At 39.8% G+C, this 22,118-nt stretch carries 15 protein-coding genes; 8 read left to right on the top strand and 7 right to left on the bottom strand.

Features of this window, described 5'->3' with window-relative positions; all coding sequences use genetic code 11:
- Window positions 1-17: 17 nt before the first annotated feature.
- On the bottom strand, window positions 18-563 hold the full coding sequence (locus Q4D72_RS04495; RefSeq protein ID WP_303076336.1) for a hypothetical protein: 546 nt from the start codon (window positions 561-563) through the stop codon (window positions 18-20).
- Window positions 564-597: 34 nt separating this feature from the next.
- Here Q4D72_RS04495 and Q4D72_RS04490 point away from each other — a divergent pair, with 34 nt between their 5' ends.
- Both Q4D72_RS04490 and Q4D72_RS04485 read left to right on the top strand, forming a co-directional pair.
- Entirely contained in the window at window positions 598-1,380 is a 783-nt protein-coding gene (locus tag Q4D72_RS04490; RefSeq protein ID WP_303076335.1) for a 5'-nucleotidase C-terminal domain-containing protein, read from the top strand.
- 26 nt (window positions 1,381-1,406) lie between these two features.
- Window positions 1,407-2,315, top strand: coding sequence for a bifunctional UDP-sugar hydrolase/5'-nucleotidase (locus tag Q4D72_RS04485; protein ID WP_303076334.1), 909 nt, complete (start codon window positions 1,407-1,409; stop codon window positions 2,313-2,315).
- Window positions 2,316-2,318: 3 nt separating this feature from the next.
- On the opposite strand, the gene tsaD is transcribed toward Q4D72_RS04485, so the two are convergent.
- Window positions 2,319-3,344 (bottom strand): tRNA (adenosine(37)-N6)-threonylcarbamoyltransferase complex transferase subunit TsaD, encoded by a 1,026-nt coding sequence (tsaD, locus tag Q4D72_RS04480; protein WP_303076332.1) that lies wholly within the window; start codon window positions 3,342-3,344, stop codon window positions 2,319-2,321.
- A gap of 238 nt (window positions 3,345-3,582) precedes the next feature.
- Between tsaD and Q4D72_RS04475 the strand changes: the two genes are divergently transcribed.
- Window positions 3,583-7,929 (top strand): translocation/assembly module TamB domain-containing protein, encoded by a 4,347-nt coding sequence (locus Q4D72_RS04475; protein ID WP_303076401.1) that lies wholly within the window; start codon window positions 3,583-3,585, stop codon window positions 7,927-7,929.
- 694 nt (window positions 7,930-8,623) lie between these two features.
- Here the strand turns inward: Q4D72_RS04475 and Q4D72_RS04470 are convergent.
- Window positions 8,624-10,870 (bottom strand): SUMF1/EgtB/PvdO family nonheme iron enzyme, encoded by a 2,247-nt coding sequence (locus Q4D72_RS04470; RefSeq protein ID WP_303076331.1) that lies wholly within the window; start codon window positions 10,868-10,870, stop codon window positions 8,624-8,626.
- Between the two features lie 391 nt (window positions 10,871-11,261).
- Between Q4D72_RS04470 and Q4D72_RS04465 the strand changes: the two genes are divergently transcribed.
- The 3 genes from Q4D72_RS04465 (at window position 11,262) to Q4D72_RS04455 (ending at window position 16,031) form a co-directional block, all read left to right on the top strand.
- Window positions 11,262-13,589 carry a family 20 glycosylhydrolase gene (locus Q4D72_RS04465; protein WP_303076330.1) on the top strand — a complete coding sequence of 776 codons (2,328 nt, stop codon included), beginning with the start codon at window positions 11,262-11,264 and terminating at the stop codon, window positions 13,587-13,589.
- 66 nt (window positions 13,590-13,655) lie between these two features.
- The gene (gene pncA, locus Q4D72_RS04460) at window positions 13,656-14,240 is read left to right on the top strand and encodes a bifunctional nicotinamidase/pyrazinamidase (RefSeq protein WP_303076328.1); all 585 of its coding nucleotides are present in this window, start codon (window positions 13,656-13,658) and stop codon (window positions 14,238-14,240) included.
- Between the two features lie 12 nt (window positions 14,241-14,252).
- Window positions 14,253-16,031 carry a M14 family metallopeptidase gene (locus tag Q4D72_RS04455; RefSeq protein WP_303076327.1) on the top strand — a complete coding sequence of 593 codons (1,779 nt, stop codon included), beginning with the start codon at window positions 14,253-14,255 and terminating at the stop codon, window positions 16,029-16,031.
- A 117-nt stretch (window positions 16,032-16,148) separates the two neighbouring features.
- On the opposite strand, the gene Q4D72_RS04450 is transcribed toward Q4D72_RS04455, so the two are convergent.
- Window positions 16,149-18,149: a hypothetical protein gene (locus Q4D72_RS04450; protein ID WP_303076326.1), complete on the bottom strand. Its 2,001-nt coding sequence runs from the start codon at window positions 18,147-18,149 to the stop codon at window positions 16,149-16,151.
- Between the two features lie 189 nt (window positions 18,150-18,338).
- Here Q4D72_RS04450 and Q4D72_RS04445 point away from each other — a divergent pair, with 189 nt between their 5' ends.
- Entirely contained in the window at window positions 18,339-18,944 is a 606-nt protein-coding gene (locus Q4D72_RS04445) for a SprT-like domain-containing protein (protein WP_303076325.1), read from the top strand.
- Window positions 18,945-18,949: 5 nt separating this feature from the next.
- Here Q4D72_RS04445 and Q4D72_RS04440 read toward each other — a convergent pair whose 3' ends face one another.
- Both Q4D72_RS04440 and Q4D72_RS04435 read right to left on the bottom strand, forming a co-directional pair.
- Window positions 18,950-19,669, bottom strand: a complete 720-nt coding sequence (locus tag Q4D72_RS04440) for a phosphatidylcholine/phosphatidylserine synthase (RefSeq protein ID WP_303076324.1) — start codon at window positions 19,667-19,669, stop codon at window positions 18,950-18,952.
- Between the two features lie 94 nt (window positions 19,670-19,763).
- A complete protein-coding gene (locus Q4D72_RS04435) occupies window positions 19,764-20,582 on the bottom strand; it encodes an FKBP-type peptidyl-prolyl cis-trans isomerase (protein WP_303076322.1) in 819 nt (272 codons plus the stop codon).
- Between the two features lie 84 nt (window positions 20,583-20,666).
- Here Q4D72_RS04435 and Q4D72_RS04430 point away from each other — a divergent pair, with 84 nt between their 5' ends.
- Window positions 20,667-21,059: an RNA-binding S4 domain-containing protein gene (locus Q4D72_RS04430; RefSeq protein WP_303076321.1), complete on the top strand. Its 393-nt coding sequence runs from the start codon at window positions 20,667-20,669 to the stop codon at window positions 21,057-21,059.
- Between the two features lie 53 nt (window positions 21,060-21,112).
- Here Q4D72_RS04430 and Q4D72_RS04425 read toward each other — a convergent pair whose 3' ends face one another.
- A complete protein-coding gene (locus Q4D72_RS04425; protein ID WP_303076319.1) occupies window positions 21,113-21,823 on the bottom strand; it encodes a DUF6261 family protein in 711 nt (236 codons plus the stop codon).
- Window positions 21,824-22,118: the final 295 nt, after the last annotated feature.

The raw sequence follows: 22,118 nt of genomic DNA, 5'->3' as shown, positions 1-22,118 counted from the left end.
ACGTTTTATTTTTTAGTTTATTTTACGATGGTTGCCAAAACCTTTTTTACCTCGGTGGTGAAAACCGATTTGTCATCCAGTTTGCAATTGATAATTACGTCATTAAACTGATTTTCAATGCCTTCGAAACCAATACGCAATTTGGCTTTAACTGAGGATGAAAGCAAAAGTAAAGGCAATTTCGGTTGGTTGAAGTAATTTATCAAAATGTCATATTCCTGTTCTGAAAGTCTGTCGGCGTGATAGTTACGCACTTTTCCCCGCCAGTTAATTTCCTTGTCAATCAAAAAAGGAACGCCATTGGTGTGAGTTTCTTCCGATTGACGTTTGTACCCTAAAAAAATGTAATTTTCGGGGCGAATGTTGTAAAATTTGACCAAATCAAGCAACGGGTCAATATCTTTAACCTCGTTCATATCAACAAGGCAAGCCACTTTTGTAATGCCTGCACAAAGCCTTGAAGAATAGGATTCTAAGGTTTTTAAATTCTTTTGAATTTGATTTTTTAGGAAATAATTTTTTAGAAATTCCAAAATTGTTTTACTTTTACGGTCTGTTTGCAAAGGTACAGATAAATTTTAAAAAAGATTACTTATTATGAAGAATTTTAATTTGCGATTAGCTCATTTTTTTGTTTTAATTGTAACAATTTGTTTGATTTTTTCGTGTAAATCATCGGTTCGTAAACTTGCTTCAATTGAAGGGAAAAATATTGAAGTTTCGCCTGAAATGAATGAAGTTGTTGATATTGATGCGTTTATAAGTCCTTACAGAAAGCACGTACAGCAAGAAATGGCGTTGGTTTTGGCGCAGAATCCCGTGCTTTTGCAAAAAGACGGAAACCAAGCCAATACGGCACTTGGAAATTTATTTGCCGAAGCGTCGTTTGAAATTGTAAATCCTATTTTTTTGAAAAAAACAGGGAAACAAATTGATTTTGTGCTACTTAATTCAGGAGGAATACGCTCGGATTTGTTAGCCGGAGACGTAACCGTCGGGACGGCTTACAACTTGATGCCTTTTGAGAATAAAATGGTGGTTTTGGAAATGAAAGGCAATAAAATCAATGAGTTAGCTGATTATTTGGCAAAAGCGAAAAAACCGCATCCGCTTTCACATCAAATTGAATTACAAATAACTGAAAATGCTGAAATTAAAAAGTTTTTACTTCATAATCAGCCTATTAATCCGGAAGCGACTTATTTCGTAGCCACTTCTGATTATTTGATGAATGGCGGTGACGGAATGGTCTTTTTCCAAAATCCTGTTCAAATTCACGAAACAGATTATTTGATTCGCAATATTTTAATTGATTATTTCAAAAAAATAAAAGTTGTGCAAACAAAACAAGACAATCGTTTTATTATACTGAAAGATTAACGTATTTCCGCTTAAAAAAGAAAATTATGCAACGAAGAACATTTATAAAACGCGTAGGTGCCACGTCATTATTTTTAGGTTTTGGAGGACTATCATTGTCAATGAAGCCTGATAATATGAAGAAAATCACTATTTTACATACTAATGACACTCACAGTCACATTGACCCGATGCCTCAAAATGATGCCCGAAACCCGAACCGTGGGGGTGTAGCTCGGCGTGCTTATTTGATACAGCAAATTCGCAATGAAAATCCCAATACGCTTTTGTTTGATGCTGGCGATATTTTTCAAGGAACACCTTATTTTAATTTTTACGGAGGCGAACTGGAATTCAAACTAATGTCAATGCTCAAATACGATGCCGCAACGCTTGGTAATCACGATTTTGACAACGGTCTTGAAGGGCTTTACGCGCAACTTCCGCACGCAAAATTTGATTTTTTGGTGTCCAATTACGATTTTAAAAATACGCTATTAGACGGACATACAAAACCTTACAAAATTTACGAACTTGACGGCGTCCGCATTGGGGTTTTTGGCTTGGGTATCGAACTCGAAGGTTTGGTGAATAAGAAAAACTACAAGGAGACGGTTTATTTAAATCCGCTTGAAATTGCCCAAGATATGGAACGCAAATTGCGCCACGACGAAAAGTGTGATTTGGTAATTTGCCTGTCGCATTTGGGATATGAATACCGTAGCGATAAACTTATTTCGGATTTGATAATTGCACGGCAAACAGCTGATATTGATTTGATTATAGGCGGACATACGCACACATTTCTGCCTAAACCAACCTTGGTTACCAATCAAAAAGGAAACACGACTTTGGTGAATCAGGTGGGGTGTTTTGGTATAAATTTAGGTCGGATTGACTTTTATTTTGAAGCAGGAAAAAACAAAGAAAATAAATCTGTTACTATCGAGGTATAGTGCTTATTCTCCGATTTTTAGCCGTGCTTTTGCCGTAGTTTGTTGGTTGGCAAAGTGATTTTCACGATATTTGTGATATCCCACGATGCCAATCATTGCGGCATTGTCGGTACAGTATTCAAAATTAGGTATATAGGTGTGCCAGCCGTGTTTTTTGCCCAGTGCGAGCAATGCGTTTCGTATGCCCGAATTGGCTGAAACACCACCGCCGATGGCAATGTGTTTGATATTAGTCTGATTGACAGCTTTTTGAATGCGTTGCATTAATATTTCAACAATGGTATGTTGTACCGAAGCACAAATGTCGGCAAGGTTTTCGTTGATAAAATTTGGATTTTGTGCCGTATTTTTTTGAACAAAATACAAAATTGCGGTTTTCAATCCGGAAAAACTGAAATTGAGTCCGTCGGTTTTGGGTTTGCTGAATTTGAATGCTTTTGGGTTGCCTTCTTGGGCATATTTGTCAATCAAAGGTCCGCCGGGGTAAGGTAATCCCAAAATTTTGGCAGTTTTGTCAAAAGCCTCACCCACAGCGTCGTCGAGGGTTTCTCCGAGAACTTCCATCGAGAAAAAATCATTTACTTTTACAATTTGCGTATGCCCGCCGCTGATGGTCATTGCCAAAAACGGAAACTCGGGTTTTGCGTTATTTTCATCGATAAAATGCGCCAAAATATGCGCTTGCATATGATTTACTTCAATGAGCGGAATGTTCAGCCCCATAGCCAGTGATTTGGCAAAGGAAGTCCCAACGAGCAATGACCCCATAAGTCCCGGCCCTTGCGTAAAAGCAATAGCCGACAGTTCGTTTTTGCAGATGTTGGCTTTTTTTAATGCGCTATCAACCACAGGTACAATGTTTTGCAAATGCGCTCGTGATGCCAATTCAGGTACAACGCCTCCGTATTGTTTGTGAACTTCCTGATTGGCAACCTCGTTTGAGAGCACTTTATCGTTACACAACACGGCTGCCGAGGTGTCATCACACGATGATTCAATTGCTAAAATGTAAATGTTGGGTTGGGTCATTTTTCAAAAAAATAAACTGATTTTGCCTGCAAAAATAACAATTTTTTTGCAATAATACGCTTAATTGTGGTCAGTCAAGCTGATTTTGATAATCAAAAATATAAAAAAACTTGCAACAATTCAATAATAATTTTTTAACTTTGCGCTCCACTATTAATTAGGTTCGAATTAATTTAATATTTAGTTTAAAATCAGACGGTTATTTAAAATACTATTTCGTTTTTTATGGATTACCCTGCTGTTGTTGGGGGTTATTGCCATACTTCTTGCGTTGCCTGTTACTCAGACGTTTATCGCCAAAAAAGCGATGAATTGGCTCAATAGCGATTATGACGTAAACATACAAATTGAAAAAGTGCATCTTAAAATCAATGGTGATGTGGCGCTTAAACGTGTCTTAATCAAAGATTTTCAGCAAGATACGCTTATTTCGGCAAAAGAAATTGAAACCTCGGTTTTAAAATTCGGGCAGTTGCTGGAAGGCAATTTGTATTTCGGGACTATTGATGCTGATAGCTTGATTTTCAATATGAAAACCTATAAAGGCGATACACTTTCAAACTTAGACGTGTTTATATCTAAGTTTGATTCGGGCGAACCAAGCACCGGAACTTTCATAATGAAATCAAAGGCTATTAACCTGAAAAACAGTAGTTGTTATATTTCCGATTTTAATAGTAAAAATCCTTCGTTGCTTCAAATTGAAAACTTGAACGTTCGTTTAAACGATTTCAATATTATTGATTCGGAAGTGTTTTTTGAAGCCCAAAACGGAAAACTTACGTATGACAAAAAAATTGACGTAACACATCTCGATACAAAATTTGCCTATACCGACTCGTTGTTAAGTGTTGATAATCTGAATTTTAAAACAAAAGATTCGGATTTGGAAGGCAATATTCGGTTTTATCTTGATTCCATAGGTTTTGGTGATTTTTCAAACCACGTAACGCTTGATGTGAAAATCGCAAAGGCGAATTTAGCCACCAACGACCTCAATGTTTTTTATGACGGGTTCACAAAAGGAAAAACGTTGTCAGTTAATAACTTACTGATTAAAGGGATTTTAAACGATTTTGAAACTTCCGAAGGCGAGATAACTTATCAAAATACGATTCTAGAAGGTACTTTTACTTTTAAGAATTTACTTTCTGATGATAAAAAGCTTATAATCAGTGGAAAAGATATTTATTTGGAAACGATTTATAATGATTTGGCAACGCTACTGCCCGTACAGTTGGGGCAAAATTTGCCTGCCGAATTGCAACGTTTGGAAATGTTTTCACTTCACGGCGACCTACTTTACACAACCACGGCATTGCAAACCAATTTGGAATTGCGCTCCTATAAAGGAAATGCAACCCTCGATGGCGTTCTTGAAAATTTGGAAAACGTTGAAAATATGTTTTACAAAGGGCGTTTATCAACCCAAAATTTAGATGTAGGTGCTTTGATTGATGACCAAAGCGTTGGTGCGCTAACTGCACAATTGGAGGTTGAAGGTAGAGGTTATGACTTGAAAACGATTAAGTTACACGCGAGCGGAAACGTTAATTCATTTTCGTATAACGATTACAATTATAACAATATATCAGTTAATGGTGAATTTAAAAATCAGGTTTTTAACGGAAAGGTAACTGCCGATGACACCAATTTGAAAATGAATTTTAGCGGGCTTGCCGATTTTTCAAAAAATAACTCAAAGTTTGATTTTCAGGCAAATATAGACATCGCTGACTTGCACGCTTTGAAGTTCGTTCAATCCGATTCTATTTCCAAATTTAAAGGAAATATTGTTTTTAATATTCAAGGTAACGATTTGGACGCCATCGTGGGGGAAATTAGGTTTAAAAATACGCAGTACACCAACTCGACGGATGTCTTTCTGTTTGATGATTTTGAGGTAACATCTTCATTATCAAATGACGGAATTAAAGAAATAACCATCAATTCACCCGATATTATCAGTGGTAATGTTAAAGGCAAGTTCAAAATGATTGAAGCCAAGAAAGTGTTGCAAAATGCTTTCGGAAGTATTTACGCTCATTATAAACCTTATAAAATAGCTCAAAATCAGTATATTGAATTTAGTTTCAATATTTATAATAAAATTATTGAGGTGTTTGTTCCGAAAGTGAAAATCGGGAAAAATACCATTTTGAAAGGAAAAATTGTTGCCGATGACGGAAGTTTTAAAATGCAGTTTAAATCGCCGGAAATCAATGCTTATGATTATCAAATTGACGGGATTGATTTGAAAATCGACAATAAAAATCCGCTTTACAATGCCTTCTTTGAGGTAGGGAAAGCCGATTTGGGAGCTTACAGCATCAGTGATTTCAATTTGATTAACGCCACCATTAAAGATACGCTCTTTTTCCGAACCGAATTCAAAGGAGGTGATACTCAGAAAGATTTCTACGAACTCAATTTTTATCACACGCTTAACAAAAAGCAGGAATCCATCATCGGGCTGAAAAGATCACTGTTCAATTTTAAAGAAAATGCGTGGTTTATCAATCGCGAAAATTCGGATAAACAAAATAAAATCATTATTAACCGAACCGCCGACAGCATCAAAATTGATAATTTCAGAATGGCGCACCACAATCAGCATATCAATTTGAGTGGGTTGATAACCAAAGATGATTACAAAAATTTGCATATTGTTGCCAATAACGTGTCTCTGGCAAAAATTACCCCTGAGATGAAAGGGTTAGATTTGCGCGGAACCCTCAACGGGCATTTATCACTCACACAAAAAGGCAATTTGTACTACCCTTCATCCGATTTATTCATACGCTACTTCCGCCTAAACGGATATGATTACGGTGATTTGGAAGCGAGTGTTTTCGGTAACAGTGATTTGTCATCGTTTAGCGTATCGGCGCGTTTTGTCAATGGAAAAACACTGGGTTTCAGAACCGATGGCAAAATACATCTGGATAAAAAACGCGGAACGTTACTTGATTTGAACGCTCGTTTTCAAGATTTTAATTTGGCGCCGTTTAATCCGTTTGTTGAAGGACTTCTTTTTGATTTAAGGGGATGGGTTTCAGGTAATATTGCTATTCAAGGCTCAATTGAAAATCCGGCGATGGACGGTGAGCTTTCAATCCGAAAAGGAGGCGTTGGGATCACTTATTTGAACTTAAATGCTGACATTGAGGAAGATGCCAAACTGAAAGTAAATCACCAAACTTTTGAACTTCCTAATTGGACGCTTACCGATACGGCTTTCAAAACACAGGCTATTCTTAACGGAAATATACGCCATAACAAACTCTCCGATTGGTTTTTTGATTTGAATCTCAAATCGAAAGATAAGCGTTTTTTGGTACTGAACACCGAATATGCCGAAGGTGCGTTGTTTTACGGAACAGGCTTTATTCAAGGCGAAGCTTCAATTAAAGGGGCTATTGATGAATTAGTTATCTCGGTGAAAGCCAAAACCGAAGACGGGACCCAGTTCAAAATTCCGTTAAGTGAAGGTGAGGGAATCGGCGATGATTCGTTCATCACCTTCGTTGAAAAAGGAAATCAAGAAATCAAAGTGGAACGAACTTTGGAATCCGTTAAGGGCTTGGAGCTTAAATTTGAGTTAGACGTATTGCCTTCTGCCGAAATAGAAATCGTAATGGACAGAAAAACAGGTAGTAACCTTGTTGGGCGGGGCGACGGAACTTTGCTCATAGAAATCAATACCAACGGAAAGTTTAATATGTGGGGCGACTTCATCACCTATTCCGGATATTATAATTTTAAGTTTGAAAATATTATAGATAAGCGTTTTACGGTACTTCCCGGTGGGTCAATTTCGTGGAGTGGCGACCCGCTCAAAGCCACCCTACGCGATTTGAAAGCCGCATACACCCTGAATGCCAATCCATCCGTGTTATTGGAGTCATCACAATACAACCGAAAAATTCCTACTCAGGTGTTAATCAAGCTCGAAGGGGAATTGATGCAACCCGAAACACTGTTTGATGTTACCTTTCCGGACAGCAACCCAAGTTTGGTGTCAGAGCTTAACTATCGTATGGCAGACCAAGACCGCAAGCAGTTACAGGCTTTCTCGCTCTTGGCACAGGGTTCGTTTATGAGTGATAAAAATACGGATAACCGACTGGTAGCCTATAACTTATTTGAAACGGCAGCCGGGCTTTTTAATAATTTGCTTTCTGATGAGGATAATAAACTAAATTTAGGGGTTTCGTATGAAGCCGGCGTGGTTGATAGCTCATCAGAAATTGCCAGCAGCGACCGTTTGGGCTTCACGGTTTCCACGCAAATTACCGAATGGGCTTCAGTGAATGCCAAAGTCGGGATTCCGGTAGGGGGGGTAACCCGCACCGCCGTAGCCGGAAATGTGGAGGTGCAATTTCGCTTGACTGAAACGGGTAGCCTTTCAGCCAAATTGTTCTTCCGTGAAAACGAATGGCAACAGTATCAGCTTGATAGAATCGGTTACACGCAAGGGGCGGGGATTACGTACTCGGTAGATTTCAATACGTTTAAGGAACTTATCAATAAAATATTTGCCAAAGGCGGAAAAATCATTGAGCCCATAAATAAAGAATACTGACATACGGAAAGTTATTGTAAATCATTTTTTAAAGAAATAAAGAAGAATTTGAAATTGAGCCAGTGTTTTATATGATAAGGATAAGAATGATGAATACATTTTTTATCTTAAATATAACTCATCTAAAATAGATGTTGTAATAGTTTTCTTTTCAACCTTTGTCAAAGTTTCAAAACTTTGACAAAGGTTTTTTAGTACGTTTTTGGAAACCTAATGGTCGTATGGAATATGCCCGTGCGTATGTTTCAAAATTTCCTGACGTCTCCGTGAAAATTTCTTGACGTCAGGAAATTTTTTTCTTGACGTCAAGAAATTTATTTTTTGACGTGTGTTTTTATTAGTATTGATGTTCAGATAGTTACAAACGTGATTTTGTATGTGTTTTTGTCTAGGTTTTCTGTTTATAAATGCACGTCAATCTTTGTCAAAGTTTCAAAACTTTGACAAAGATTTATTAGTACGTTTTTGAATAGATAGTGGGCGTATTGCATACGCCTGTACGTATGTTTGAAAATTTCCTGACGTCTCCGTGAAAATTTCTTGATGTGTGTTACATATCTGCTTGTATAAATTTTCTCTTCTCCAAAAAGGAAGATTATAGAATTTTACAATTAAAAGTGAATCGCTATATTTTGACAACAAAAAAAATCCTTTCACAAACGCGAAAGGATTTTTTGTTACATTATTTTTTATGTTATTGTCTGAATACCACTCGAATTCCGAGATTGTGACGAACACCGGTAGGGGCTCGGTTGCTTCGGTTGGTAGCTCGGTTGGTGTTAGGCACGCAGAAAGCACTTGCTCCCCGTCTAACACGTGCTGAACCGGTTGCGGCACCCGTAGGGTTCGTTTGATGTGCGGTGGAATAGGCTCCATACCAATCGGCTGTCCATTCCCAAATGTTTCCGCTCATATCGTGAATACCTAATTCATTGGGCTTTTTCTCGCCCACAGCGTGTAATCTTCCGCCCGAATTGCTAAGATACCAGCCCACTTCGTCTAAGTTGTTACTTCCGGAGTAAAGATACCCTTTGCTTTTGTTTCCGCCTCGTGCGGCATACTCCCACTCAGCTTCGGTTGGTAAATCACCGCCAACCCATTTTGCAAAGGCTTTGGCTCCTTGCCAAGTTATGAAAACGGCAGGGAATTTCTCTCGTCCGGGGTTTACCACAAACGTATTTCCTTGTTGTTTGATGTCTTTTCCTTGATACCATTTTGCACCGCCTTCAATTTGGTTCCCTTTGGCGTTCAAAAATTTAACAAACTGCTCGTTAGTGATTTCATATTTTGTAATGCTGAAACTGCTTAACGTTACGGTGTGCAGTAATTCATCACCATCACCTCGTGAAGGAGTTCCCATTTTGAAAGTGCCACCTTCAACGAACACCAAATCACCGGCTAATTCCTTTGAACCGTTACCGCCGTTCGGTGTAGTGGCTGCCGGAATAACTTTTACAACCAATGTTACGGGATTGTCAATTGAGTTTGAAACGGTAATGTTAGCCGTCCCGGCTGCTATTCCCTTAACTACGATAACATTACCCGAAATGCTTGCCGTTGCTACGTTTGAATTACTTGACGTAAGAGCGTAAGACCCGCTTCCGGAAGAGATGCTTACGTTTTTGGTAGTGCCTGTGTTTACTTCCAAATTTGTTTGGGAAAGCACAATATTTCTTTTATAGGTAACGGTAACGCTTACAACTTTTTCTTTTCCGCTTACTTTATCTTTTACGGTGATTTTTGTTGAACCGACTATTTTCCCGTTGATAACTATGTTATTACCATTAACTGATACGGTGGCAACGGTCGGATTGCTTGATGTAGCCTGATAATTTCCGCTACCCGACAAAGCGGTTAATGTCGCGTTTTCAGTAGCTTTTACGTTTACTGAGCCGGTCGATAAGGTGATGTCAGCAACGGTTACTGTAACTTGAATTTCAGCTGTTTTTTCGGTTTTGCTGTCTTTTACAACGATTTTGGCAGTTCCGTGTGCAATACCTTTGATAGTCAATTTTCCTTGTGCAAGCGAAACCGTGGCGATGTTTTGGTTGTTTGAAGTTGCCGTGTACTGCCCGCTTCCGGAAGTGATGCTGATTTCCGTATTTATTTTTCCGCTTTCAAGTTGAATTTGATTTTTTGAAACGGAAATATCGGCATAAACAATCACTTTTACGTCCGAAACATTTTTGGTTTTTGTATCGGTGATGGTGATGATAGCTTCTCCTGATTTTAACGTAGTTAAACTGACTTTATTTGCTGAAAGAGTAGGTTTTACAATCGCCTCGTCGCTACTTTTTACGATGTACTGCCCGCTGCCGGCAAGAATTGTAACCACTTCGGTGGCGTTTAACTTGGTGGCTATCTCCTTTTTATCAACGGCAAGTTTACCAATAACTGAAATTTGAACTTCAACGGCTTTTCCTGATTCCTTATCCTTTACGGAAAGTGTTGTTGTGCCTAAGGCAGTTCCTTCAACAACGATTTTCTCGCCTTGTAGGGTTGCTTTTGCTATTTTTGTATCGGCTACTGACAGTTCATAACTTCCGTTTCCTGACTTAATGGCAAGGGTTACAGCTTCTTTCGGTGCTAAATTAACTTCCGTCCTATCAACAACAATGGCTTGAAGCGCCTTTTTTACGGTTACTTTTACCACCGCTTTCTGTTCGTTGCCTCTGTCATACACCGTTACTGTGGTTTCTCCTGCGGCAACGCCTGTTACAGTTGCTGTTGATTTTGAAGTTGTTACCGTAGCAATTTTGTCGTTGGCGCTAGTAACTTCGTACTCTCCACTTCCCGCTTTAATTTCAAAAGCAGTTTTTTCTCCCACCCTTTGTGTAAGGTCTTTAACACTTACCACAAGGTCATCATACATTACGTCCTCCGTACAACTTGTTACAGCAATCATTAAAAAAGCTGCCAAGTAAGTAAACATTTTTCTCATAAAAACTAAAATTGATAATTAAATAATTTTTTGTTTTAATTTTCTTCGGGGGCAAAATTAATCTATTATGTTGAATATGCAAGTAAAAAGTTAAATTTTAACATTTGGATTTAATTAATTTCTTTTGAAAAATGTTTTATAAATATGAAATGTATCTAAAATAATGATGAAAAAAAATGTTTTTTTTTGTTAAAAACCAAAAAGAATTGCAAAAAATAAAAGCTATTATTTTAACATTTTTCATTGTTTGCCGTGAAAGCCTTTGATATTCTCAATTCGATTTTGTATTATGTCATACATATTTCAAAATCCTTTTTAACGAATATTTCTATTGTTTACCCCAAAAAAAATCGTAACTTTGCTGGGTTAAAAACATAGTATTTTGAAAATTATGACTATAAAATCTGTACTGACTTGTTTGGTAGGCGTTTTGTCCTTAATTTCTTGCCAAACAACCACTAAAAGTTCAAAGGCTGATTATCAAATTGTTCCTTTGCCGTTGGAAATTTCTGAAAAAGCAACCGAAGCATTTTCGCTCACCGCTTCCACAAAAATTACGTATCCGAAAGGAAATGAAGTTTTGAAAAAAAATGCCGAATTCCTTTCGCAATATATTGAAAAACAATCAGGTATCAAGCTTTCTGTTACCGAACAAACCGAAGCTACCGAAAACATCATCGCCCTAAAAACCGATTTTGCTTCCGAAAATAAAGAAGCTTATCAACTTTCTGTAAATCAGAAAAATATAACCATAAACGGAGCTTCTGAAGCGGGTGTTTTCTACGGAATTCAAACCTTGCGTAAGTCAATCCCCGTTGAGCAGGTTAATGCGGTGGAACTCCATTCGGTAACCATCACCGATACGCCGCGTTTCGGTTATCGTGGGGCACATCTGGACGTGGCTCGCCATTTCTTTCCCATTGATTCCATCAAAATTTTCGTCGATATGCTTGCCCTTCACAATATGAATACCTTCCACTGGCATTTGACTGACGACCAAGGTTGGCGTATCGAAAGCAAAAAATATCCCGAGCTTACCCAAGTGGGGTCAAAGCGTAAAGAAACCGTTATCGGCAGAAATTCAGGTGAATACGACGGAAAACCTTACGGCGGATTTTATACCCAAGACCAGCTGAAAGAAATTGTTGCTTACGCCAAAGACCGCCATATCACCGTTATTCCGGAAGTGGATTTGCCCGGACATATGCAAGCCGCACTCGCCACTTATCCCGAATTGGGCTGTACCGGGGGGCCGTACGAAGTTTGGACGCAATGGGGCGTTTCTGACGACGTACTTTGTGCCGGAAACCAAAAAGTGTACGGCTTCATTGAAGATATTTTAAATGAAGTTGCCGATATTTTCCCTTCGGAATACATTCACATCGGAGGCGATGAAAGCCCGAAAGTGCGTTGGGAAAAATGTCCGAAATGTCAGTTAAAAATCAAAGAGTTAGGCTTTAAAAAAGATGCCCATCACACAGCGGAAGAATATTTGCAAAGCCACGTAATTTCGTTTGCTGAGCGTGTTCTTGCCAAGAGAGGACGAAGAATCATCGGGTGGGACGAAATTCTCGAAGGCGGCATCGCTCCGAATGCCACCGTGATGTCGTGGCGAGGTATCGAAGGTGGAACTTTCGCAGCTCAAACCGGTCACGATGCCATTATGACGCCGATGTCGTTCCTCTATTTTGATTATTACCAATCACAAGACACAGAAAATGAACCTCTTGCCATCGGTGGCTATGTTCCTGTTGAGCGGGCTTATAGCTTTGAGCCTGTTCCTGAGGTACTTACTCCCGAAAAACGAAAACACATTTTGGGCGTGCAAGCCAATATCTGGACCGAGTACATCAAAACGTTCAAACAAGTGCAGTATATGGCACTTCCGCGATTTGCCGCTTTGGCTGAGGTGCAATGGACTCAGCCCGAGAAGAAAAATTATCCAGACTTCTTAAAACGCGTTGTTCCGTTGATTAAAATTTACGAGCTATACGGATACAACTATGCTACGCATATCTTTGATTTAAAGTCAGATATAACCGCAACGAAAGGCAATATCGAAGTGAGTTTCGCTACGGTTGATAATGCTCCTATTTATTTTACGTTAGATGGAAGCGAGCCTACCGAAAAGTCGGAAAAATATTCGCAACCCATTAAAATCGCCCAAGATGTGCAATTGCGAGCCGTAGGGATTCGCGAGAGCGGAAAAACACGCATTTTTGCCGAAGATTTTAAATTCAACAAGGCAACTGCCCGACCTATCAAAATGCTTTCAACTATCTATCCGTCATATAAATACAACGGAGAAACAGTGCTTGTTGATGGCAGTACGGGGCGTGAGAATTTCAAAACCGGACGCTGGATTGCCTTTTCGGGCGATGATTTGGAAGCCGTAATCGACTTAGGTTCAGCCACCGAGGTTTCAAAAGTGGCGTTTAATGCCAACGTCATTACCGGCGATTGGATTTACGATGCCCGCAGTTTTTCGGTTGCCGTATCCGATGACGGGGAGAATTTCCGCGAGGTGGCTTCTGAGGCGTATCCATCGGAAAAAGAAGGACATAAAAGCGAAATCCGTACGCACGCCCTTTCGTTTGAAACTCTAAAAACGCGTTTTGTGAAAGTAAAAATCACTTCGGAACGCAGCATTCCTGATTGGCATACTCAAGCCAAAGGCAAATTAGGATTTTTATTTGTTGACGAAATTACGATTGAATAAATTTTAACCCAAAAACTTTGGCAAAGCCACAAACTTTGTCAAAGTTTAAACTAAAATCAAACTAAAATGAAAGCTCTGATAATCATAGATGTACAAAATGATTTTATGCCCGGCGGAACACTTCCGGTGGCAAAAGGCAATGAAATAATTCCTTTCATAAATAAAGAAATACATTCGGGATACGATTTGGTGGTTGCCACGCAAGATTGGCATCCGCAAAATCACCAAAGTTTCGCATCCAACCACGAAGGGAAAAATCCATTTGAAATTGTTGATTTACACGGAATTAAGCAAGTCCTTTGGACAGACCATTGCGTGCAAGGTTCGCGCGGAGCCGAGTTGCACAACGATTTGGACACTTCGTCCATTGCGGCCATCTTTCGGAAAGGAATGCAACCCGAAGTGGACAGTTACAGTGCTTTTTTTGACAATAACAAAGGCAACAGTACGGGGTTGCACGGTTTTTTGAAAGAAAAAAACATTACCGAGCTCACTTTCTGCGGATTAGCGGGTGATTTTTGTGTGGCATACAGCGTGAACGATGCCCTTTCGTTGGGTTATAAAGTACGTTTGCTCACCAATGGGATTCGTTCCATCGACCCGAAAACCTACGAGAAATATGTGGCTCAATGGGGAATTGAATCGATATAAAATACGTTTTTTATGAAAAAATGGCTGTTTTTTGGATTTTTGGCAAGTGTTTTGGCTTCTTGCGAGAATACGTTTTTTACTTCCAAAGAAGGTTTTGTTACCCGATTTGAAACTTCAAACGGAACAGAAAGTGCTGCCTATGAGGAAGTTATTGATTTTTACAAAGAACTCTCCCGCCAATATAGCACCATCAGCCTGAAAACAATGGGGCAGACCGATGCGGGCTTGCCTTTACACATCGTAACGTATAATGCCGATGCCGAATTTAATTTTTCAAAATTACAAAAAGAAAAGACAATTCTGTTGATTAACAACGGAATACACCCCGGCGAAACTGATGGAATTGATGCCACGATGTTGCTTTTCCGCAATTTGGTTCAAAATCAGATTAAAGTCCCTGATAATGTAGTAATTGTTGCCGTTCCCGTGTATAATATTGGCGGTGCGTTGAACCGAAATTCCACTTCGCGTGTCAATCAAAACGGCCCAAAAGAATACGGATTTAGAGGCAATGCCCAAAACTTGGATTTGAATCGTGATTTTATCAAAAATGATTCGGAAAATGCCCTTTCGTTTGCCAAAATTTTTCGGTTGGTACAGCCCGATGTTTTCATCGACAATCACGTAACCAACGGAGCCGATTACCAACATTCATTGACTTACGCAGTTTCTCAACCCGATAAAGCAGGTTCATTTATAGGGAATTATACCCGCGAGAGTTTACTGCCACGCCTGTCGGATTCACTTGTTAAGCGCCAAAACGAATTTAAAAGTGATTCGCTTCCGAAACCTTTTTGGAAATTGGTTCCGTACGTAAATGTTTGGAACAGACCGCCTGATGCGGGATACAACGCCACGATGGATTCGCCCCGTTATTCCACCGGATATGTGAATTTGTGGAACTGTATCGGTATTTTGATTGAGACACATATGTTAAAGCCTTACAAACAGCGTGTTGAGGCAAATTACGAAATGATGAAAAGCCTTGTTGAGATTTTAGATTCCGATTCAAAAAATATTAAAGAACTAAAAATCAAACAATTTGAAGAAGATTTGGCAAAAAGTGATTTTCCGATTCAGTGGCGGATAGACAGCACGCAGGTTTCGAGCATTACTTTTCACGGATACAAAGCCGACACGCTGATAAGTGAAGTTACGGGGCTCACGCGATTGCGATACGACCAAACGAAACCCTTTGTTAAAGAAATTCCGTTTTATGAGCGATTCTTGCCCCAAAAAAGCGTAAAAGTACCAACGACTTACATCGTTCCGAAAGTTTGGAAAAACGTTGTGGAGCGACTGAAAATCAACGGGGTGGAAATGTCGGAAATTGAAAAAGATACGCTAATGCTCGTAAGTTACTACCGCATAGAAGATTACAAAACCACCGAAAAACCTTTTGAAGGGCATTATTTGCATTTCGATACGCAAGTTTCAAAACATCAGGATTATGTGCAGTTGTACAAAGGCGATTTCATCGTTGCAGCAAACCAAACTGCGAAGCGCTATTTAATAGAAACGCTTGAACCGGAGGCAGTTGATTCATTTTTTAATTGGAACTTCTTCGATTCGGTTTTGCAACAGAAAGAACATTTTTCGCCCTACCTTTTTGAAGACATCGCATTGGAATTTCTTCATAAAAACCCGCATTTGAAAGATTCGCTTGACCTTATGAAAAAGAGAGACAAAGCCTTTGCCGATAGCAGTTATCAGCAACTCAACTGGATTTACCGCCAAACGCCTCATTACGAAAAATCGCATTTGCGATACCCGATTTACTTTATTGAATAATGGGAGTTTAATGCTTCGGACAATCACAAACCTTGTCAAATTTTTGAGAACAATCGTAACTAACTAAAAAAGAGATTTGAAAATCAATACTTTCAAATCTCTTTTTGTTTGTGGTGATTATTTAAACAATCGTTTTAATGAATTGACAAGACCGCCTTCGATGATGTCGATTCCTATTCCGAAGTTGCTGTCCGCTACTTTGTGATAATCTTCCCGAAGCGTTTCGAACTTATCCAGCGGAATCTCAACATTGGTAAGCGGATTGTAAGCCACCGTTACTTTTCCGGAGTTTTTCGTGATGAATTTCTCGGTTTTATGGGTGAAAAACTCGTTTTTAATATCGATTTCCTGAACGGTAAACTTCTCTTTGGTATCGATTTTTAAATCGGTTGAGAGTGCAATTTCATAATGCTCGCTATCAAAATTGTGCCAGAAGCTTGCATCGCTGTGTTGGTAATCTCTCACATTGTTTTTCAGCACGGTATGGTCAAAATACATCAAAAAACGCGCGCCTTTCGGGTCGGTAAAGTACGGGTCGTTTACTTCGGCTTCGTATCGTACCGTGAACACGTTTTCAACCTTATCGTCATTTATGATTTGCAATGACGCATTTTTGAAAATATCGCGATAATCTTTTCCTTTGCGGTCGTTGCAATAGTTTAGGTTGTAGAAAAGTGCGTTGTTCCAGCTGTCCAGAATTTCTTTTTTATTGCTCGATTTGAAATAGTTACGCATCGTATTGGCACGGTTGTAACGATAAGTGGTGTCAAGCACTAACTTTCCGGTGTTTTCCTTTACGTCAAACGAAACTTTCTCATCGATGCAATATTTTTCAAAACGAACGGGTTTGCGCACTTTAAGAGATTGATTGGGAGCTATTTCCATATAAAAACAGAAACTGATTACGGCTCTGTTTTGCAAACGCCCAAACTCGTTTCGTGAGGTGGCATCAACAAAATATTCTTCGCCTTTGTAATTGATTTTGACAATCACGTGATTGAATGACAAAAGCGACGGCAAATAATATTTCAGGTAAAAGTCTGAATTATAATTCACTAACACCACTGACGACTCCACGCCCAGATAATCCAAAACGGTTTTGAGCAAAACGCACTTCGCCTTGCAATCCCCTTGTTTGTTTTGGTAGGTAACCGCCGGCTCTTGGGGTTTGTGTCCGTTCATTTCATCGGCGTTGTACACATAATAGATGTTATTCTGCACGTACTCAATGGCGTACTGAATCTTCTCGTCCAGCGACGGCATTGCGTCTAATTTCTCGATAAGGTCAGGGGCGAACTGCTTCAAATCAGACGAGTCGAACACCTCTTTATATAGCGGATAGATGTAATTCGATAAGTCCGTCCAGTTGCTTTCGGTGGCGAAATCAATAAACGGGAAAATTTCACGACTCGGATCAACCGGATTTATGTAATTGTATTTCAAGATGTCAAACGACTCTCCTTTGTCCAAAAATTTTATTTCACTGGGCAAAACAGCTCCGTTTTCATCACGGAAGAACATATCTTTGTACGCCACACGCTTGTCGCGGTTGTTGATGAATTTGTAGTGATACTTGCCATACGCCCAGTAGGTATCGGGGGTGATGTACACGTTTTTAACAAAATCGCGACGCAGAAATTCTTTTTCGGTGAAGACCTTGATTTTGGTGTCTTCCAAAATAAGAATATCGTTCAAGTGCAAATCCTTGATGGAGATGTTGAGTTTTTTGGAACTGCTCAATATCCCGCGTCCGCTTTGGTTTTCGTTGTCCAAAACTTTAACGGTTGTATCGGGGGTTTTGTCAATAATTTGTCCATTTCTAAATACGCTAATGCGGTGAATGTCAAAAAATTCATTTTCTTCCAACACCATATCATACATTGAGGCACGCTCCAAGTTTTCGGGCTGTGTTAAAGTGTATGCCATAAAAGCATAATCCGAGGTTTTGTCGTTATCTGCTTTGCTATACTTGTGCAAGAAATAACAAAAATCACGCCCCTCATCGGTTTGTTCCCGTGCAAAGTCGGTATCTTTTAAAAGCTCAATTAGTTGATTGTCAGCAAGTGTTTCTGTCCAATCTTCGGCATTTACAAAACGATATAATTCTCTGTTTTCCATTGATTCTTTTTTTAATTGCGGGCTAATGTATGATTTTTTTCTGAAATCGGAAAATTTTTGAGGATAAAACTTTTTGATTTTTGTAAGCGCTTCACGCAAAAGGCAATATGTTGATAGTAATTTGCCGAATTATACAAATTATCGTATTTTTGCCCGACTTAAAACAGCAATTTTTTATTTGAAATCACGGTGGTAAATATCCTCGCAAAATACGTGCCCGAAAATGCGGTTATGCCTTGTTTTGAACTTATTAAGTTCCACAGTGTGCATTTAAAAATCGTAAATGAACGCAAAACGCGCCACGGTGATTACCAACAACTTCCCGGTGGGCAACACCTAATCACGGTCAATGCGGGCAGTAACAAATATCGTTTTTTAATCACCCTCATTCACGAAATAGCCCATTTGGTAGCTTTTAAAAAGTTCGGGAGGCTTATAAAGCCACACGGAAAAGAATGGAAATACACATTCAGCGGATTGATGCTCCCTTTCATTGCACCCGATATTTTCCCCGAGCCTTTGCTCAGAGTCGTAGCCAATCATTTTAAAAACCCGACCGCCAGCAGCGATATTGACCCCGTTTTGGCATTGGCATTAAAGGATTTTGATGAAGAAACAACTGCCGATTTCATTTTTGAATTGCCCATCGGAACAATTTTCCGCATTAAAGACGGGCGCGTTTTTAAAAAAGGGAAAAAACGCATCAAATGTTTTGAATGCACCGAACTTGCCAGCGGAAAAAAATACATCTTCCAGCCACACGCCGAGGTCGAGCCCCTAAAATACAATTTATAAGCCAGTTACGCCCCTTTTTTCTTCGTTTGAAAAAGTGAAAACAGCACGTACAGCACGATGATAACCGGAATTGCCGTTAATCGTAATGAAATCAGGCATAAAACGCTGATAAGTATAAAAATATATTTGATTTTATTGTTTCGGAAAGAAAAATCCTTGAACTTCAAGGCAAACAACGGAATTTCGGCGTTGAGCATATAGGCACTCAGCAAGGTGAGCAACATTAAAAAGAAGGTGTTTTGTAAAAAGGGTTCTAAAAACGGCGCGGATTCGTACTGCAAAATAAGCGGTAATGCCAGTATAAACAAAGCGTTGGCGGGTGTTGGCAAACCGATGAAACTCGTGCTTTGGCGGGTGTCGATATTAAAATTTGCCAATCGGTATGCCGAAGCCAGCGTGATTAAAAATCCGGCGTATGCAAGCCAAGTTACTGCCGGTTGCGCGCTGTTTTCAACAATAAAATCACTTTTGGCAAGCAATTGAAACATCGCAATGCCGGGCACAACCCCCGAAGTTACCATATCGGCAAGTGAATCGAGTTGCAAACCCAAATCGGACTTCACATTGAGCAGACGCGCAAAAAATCCGTCGAAAAAATCAAAAAAAATACCCAAAGCCACAAAAAACGCAGCCCAATCAAGCCTGCCCTGAACGGCTTGCACCACGGCAATGGTTCCGCAAAATAAGTTTAACAGGGTGATTATGTTCGGAATATGTTTTTTCATACGCAAAAGCAAGTAGTTTTATAACAAGCACCTTTGCCAAAGTGTTGTGGGCTTTGGCAAAGGTGGTGGTTGTATTGATTTTCAGATTGATTTGTTATTCTTTGCATTTATCGGCGTCCAAATAATCGGGGAAACCGTCATTGTCGCAATCGGGATAGGTTACGATGCCGTAGTCTTCCCGTTTAATTTCTTTGATGGAAGGAATGCCGTCGTGGTCGTGGTCGGCATTTTTGGTTTTTATCAAATTCACGGTAAAGATAAGGGGTGAATATGCCGGAATGCTGCCCGCAGCCGAGTTGAAATATGCCAATGCGGAAGGAATGAAAAACACGCCTACACCGCCGTCTTCCGGAACGCTTATCGTTCCGTCGTTGTTTATGGTAACGGGGCTTTGCGAGTCTTTCAGCAGGGCGATTCCTTCGCGGTAACCTCTGATGGTGCCGTTGTTACCCTGACTTCGGGAGCCGAGCAGGTCTGTCCAGTTTGAAAGCGTATGCCCGACCGACTGGTCAAAGGTTTTTCCATTGAGCAATTGCCCTTTGTATGAAACGAAAACCGAATCGGCAATGGAGGATTGCTTTCCCGAGCCTTCGCGTGCCGGAAGGTAATACAATTTATGGCGCACTTTGTTGTTGTTGGCATCAAAAACATCTAATTCAATAGTTTGCACCTTGTTGAAAAGCGGTTCGGCTTGTGCGTTTTCTTTTGCAATGGTGTCCAAAATCACTTGATTGTTTTCAAGTTTATAGAAATGCGTTTTGAGGTAGGCAGTGATGGCGGCATCATTCTCGTCGCGCACTTCGGTAACGTCACGCGGTGGTATAACTTGCGCGGAACTGCTGTTATCCTTCTTACAAGAAACGATTGTTAAAGCCAGCAATGAGCTGATACTGAATATTGTTTTACGAATCATATAAAATTATCTGTTTTTTGAGGGGTGCAAGATACGAAATAATATTATTTTTGCGATGAAATATTGGTATTAAATGTAAAAAATATGCGGATTGACAAACTTTTGTGGTGTTTGCGCTACTTCAAAACCCGAAACATTGCCACCGAAGCCTGCAAAAAAGGACATGTGCGCATCAACGGCGATGCTGCCAAGCCTTCGCGTGAGGTGTTTGCAGGCGACAAGCTCGTGGTGCGTAAAAATCAGATAAACTACGAGTTGCTCATTTTGGATATCCCCACATCACGGGTTGGTGCTAAGCTGGTGAGCCTGTATCGGCAAGACCTCACCCCGCCCGAAGCCTTTGAACAAGCCGAAATAAACAAACTGGCGCAAGAATATTACCGCCAAAAAGGGGAGGGGCGCCCCACCAAAAAAGACCGCCGTGCCATCGACAATTTGTTTAATGAAATTGACGATGATGACGATTTCTTCGATTAAAAAACAAACGCAGCTTGCTTTTTCGATTGACAAAAAACAAGCTGCGTTTTTGGTTATTTTTCTGTTTTTTTGCTCCGAACGGAGATATTACTGTTGATTGTATTGATGATTTGTGCCACCGTGTCGGCGAAGTGCGTAAACGCATCGGGACTTACGAAAGTCGCCGCGGTGAGGTACGGAATCAGTCCGGTGTTGATTTGCTTCAAGAGTTGCTTTTTAAGGTCGGCTGATTTGGGGCGTTTGCTCTTTTCGGCGAGGTTTTTGTCGTGTGATAACCGCCGTTCATTAAAGGCGGCTTGGGTGGTTTTGAGTGTTTCGATGGTGGGGGCGATGCCTTCGAGTGCGTCGATGTCTGCTGCGAGAGCCGGTTCGGCGAGGTCTTTCAGAAGGGATTCGATATGAGCCGATTCCACCGCGTAACTTTCACGAGTGATGCCCACGCCATACTTTGCAAACACGGCGTAGAGCTTCTCGCCCGACTTGCGAAGCGTTTCCACGGGGATGTTAGCATAACTTTTCAGGTATTTTTCGAGTTTGCGAATGGCGTCATCGCGTTGGTTGTCTAATTTATCGAGTTCCGAGAGTATTTTATCGCTTTTAATGGCTTGCGATAGCTGTTCGGAAAGTGCTTCTACCTGTGTAAATACAGGTTTTAAGATGGGGTCATTGGCAAGGGCTGTTTCGCCTTTGTAAAGCATTACTAACTGATGGGCGGTATCGGCCATTTCGGTAATACGAACGGAAGGTTTTAAAATTTTCAGCATACTATTTTTGTTTTTTGATTTATTAATTACGTTACAAAGCTATGTAATTTATTTTTAATAATCAATTATTTAGCGTTATTTTAACATTTTTGGAAAAATAAAATGATTTTGGGCGAAAAGCGTTTTGAGTAAAATATTTTTTTATTCGGCAAATCAATGTTTTGACCCGTGTACAATTATATTTTTACTGATTCATCAGTGAAATGTGCTATGTAACATTTTATTTTTGGTAAATCACCGGTGAAATGGGTATAATATAATTTTATTTTTAGTAAAACAGTAGTGAAATGGGTAT

This window comes from Capnocytophaga sp. (assembly GCF_030532915.1).
Lineage (GTDB): Bacteria > Bacteroidota > Bacteroidia > Flavobacteriales > Flavobacteriaceae > Capnocytophaga.
Note: the sequence above shows the minus strand (reverse complement) of the source record. Positions and strands in the feature narration are given on the sequence as shown.

Bases quoted from the DNA above. Each gene is read 5' to 3' on its own strand.
- Q4D72_RS04430 (WP_303076321.1), top strand. From the start codon at position 20,667: ATGCGGATTGACAAACTTTTGTGGTGTTTGCGCTACTTCAAAACCCGA.
- tsaD (WP_303076332.1), bottom strand. From the start codon at position 3,344: ATGACCCAACCCAACATTTACATTTTAGCAATTGAATCATCGTGTGAT.
- Q4D72_RS04440 (WP_303076324.1), bottom strand. From the start codon at position 19,669: ATGAAAAAACATATTCCGAACATAATCACCCTGTTAAACTTATTTTGC.
- Q4D72_RS04470 (WP_303076331.1), bottom strand. From the start codon at position 10,870: ATGAGAAAAATGTTTACTTACTTGGCAGCTTTTTTAATGATTGCTGTA.
- Q4D72_RS04485 (WP_303076334.1), top strand. From the start codon at position 1,407: ATGCAACGAAGAACATTTATAAAACGCGTAGGTGCCACGTCATTATTT.
- Q4D72_RS04465 (WP_303076330.1), top strand. From the start codon at position 11,262: ATGACTATAAAATCTGTACTGACTTGTTTGGTAGGCGTTTTGTCCTTA.
- pncA (WP_303076328.1), top strand. From the start codon at position 13,656: ATGAAAGCTCTGATAATCATAGATGTACAAAATGATTTTATGCCCGGC.
- Q4D72_RS04435 (WP_303076322.1), bottom strand. From the start codon at position 20,582: ATGATTCGTAAAACAATATTCAGTATCAGCTCATTGCTGGCTTTAACA.
- Q4D72_RS04455 (WP_303076327.1), top strand. From the start codon at position 14,253: ATGAAAAAATGGCTGTTTTTTGGATTTTTGGCAAGTGTTTTGGCTTCT.
- Q4D72_RS04425 (WP_303076319.1), bottom strand. From the start codon at position 21,823: ATGCTGAAAATTTTAAAACCTTCCGTTCGTATTACCGAAATGGCCGAT.
- Q4D72_RS04490 (WP_303076335.1), top strand. From the start codon at position 598: ATGAAGAATTTTAATTTGCGATTAGCTCATTTTTTTGTTTTAATTGTA.
- Q4D72_RS04450 (WP_303076326.1), bottom strand. From the start codon at position 18,149: ATGGAAAACAGAGAATTATATCGTTTTGTAAATGCCGAAGATTGGACA.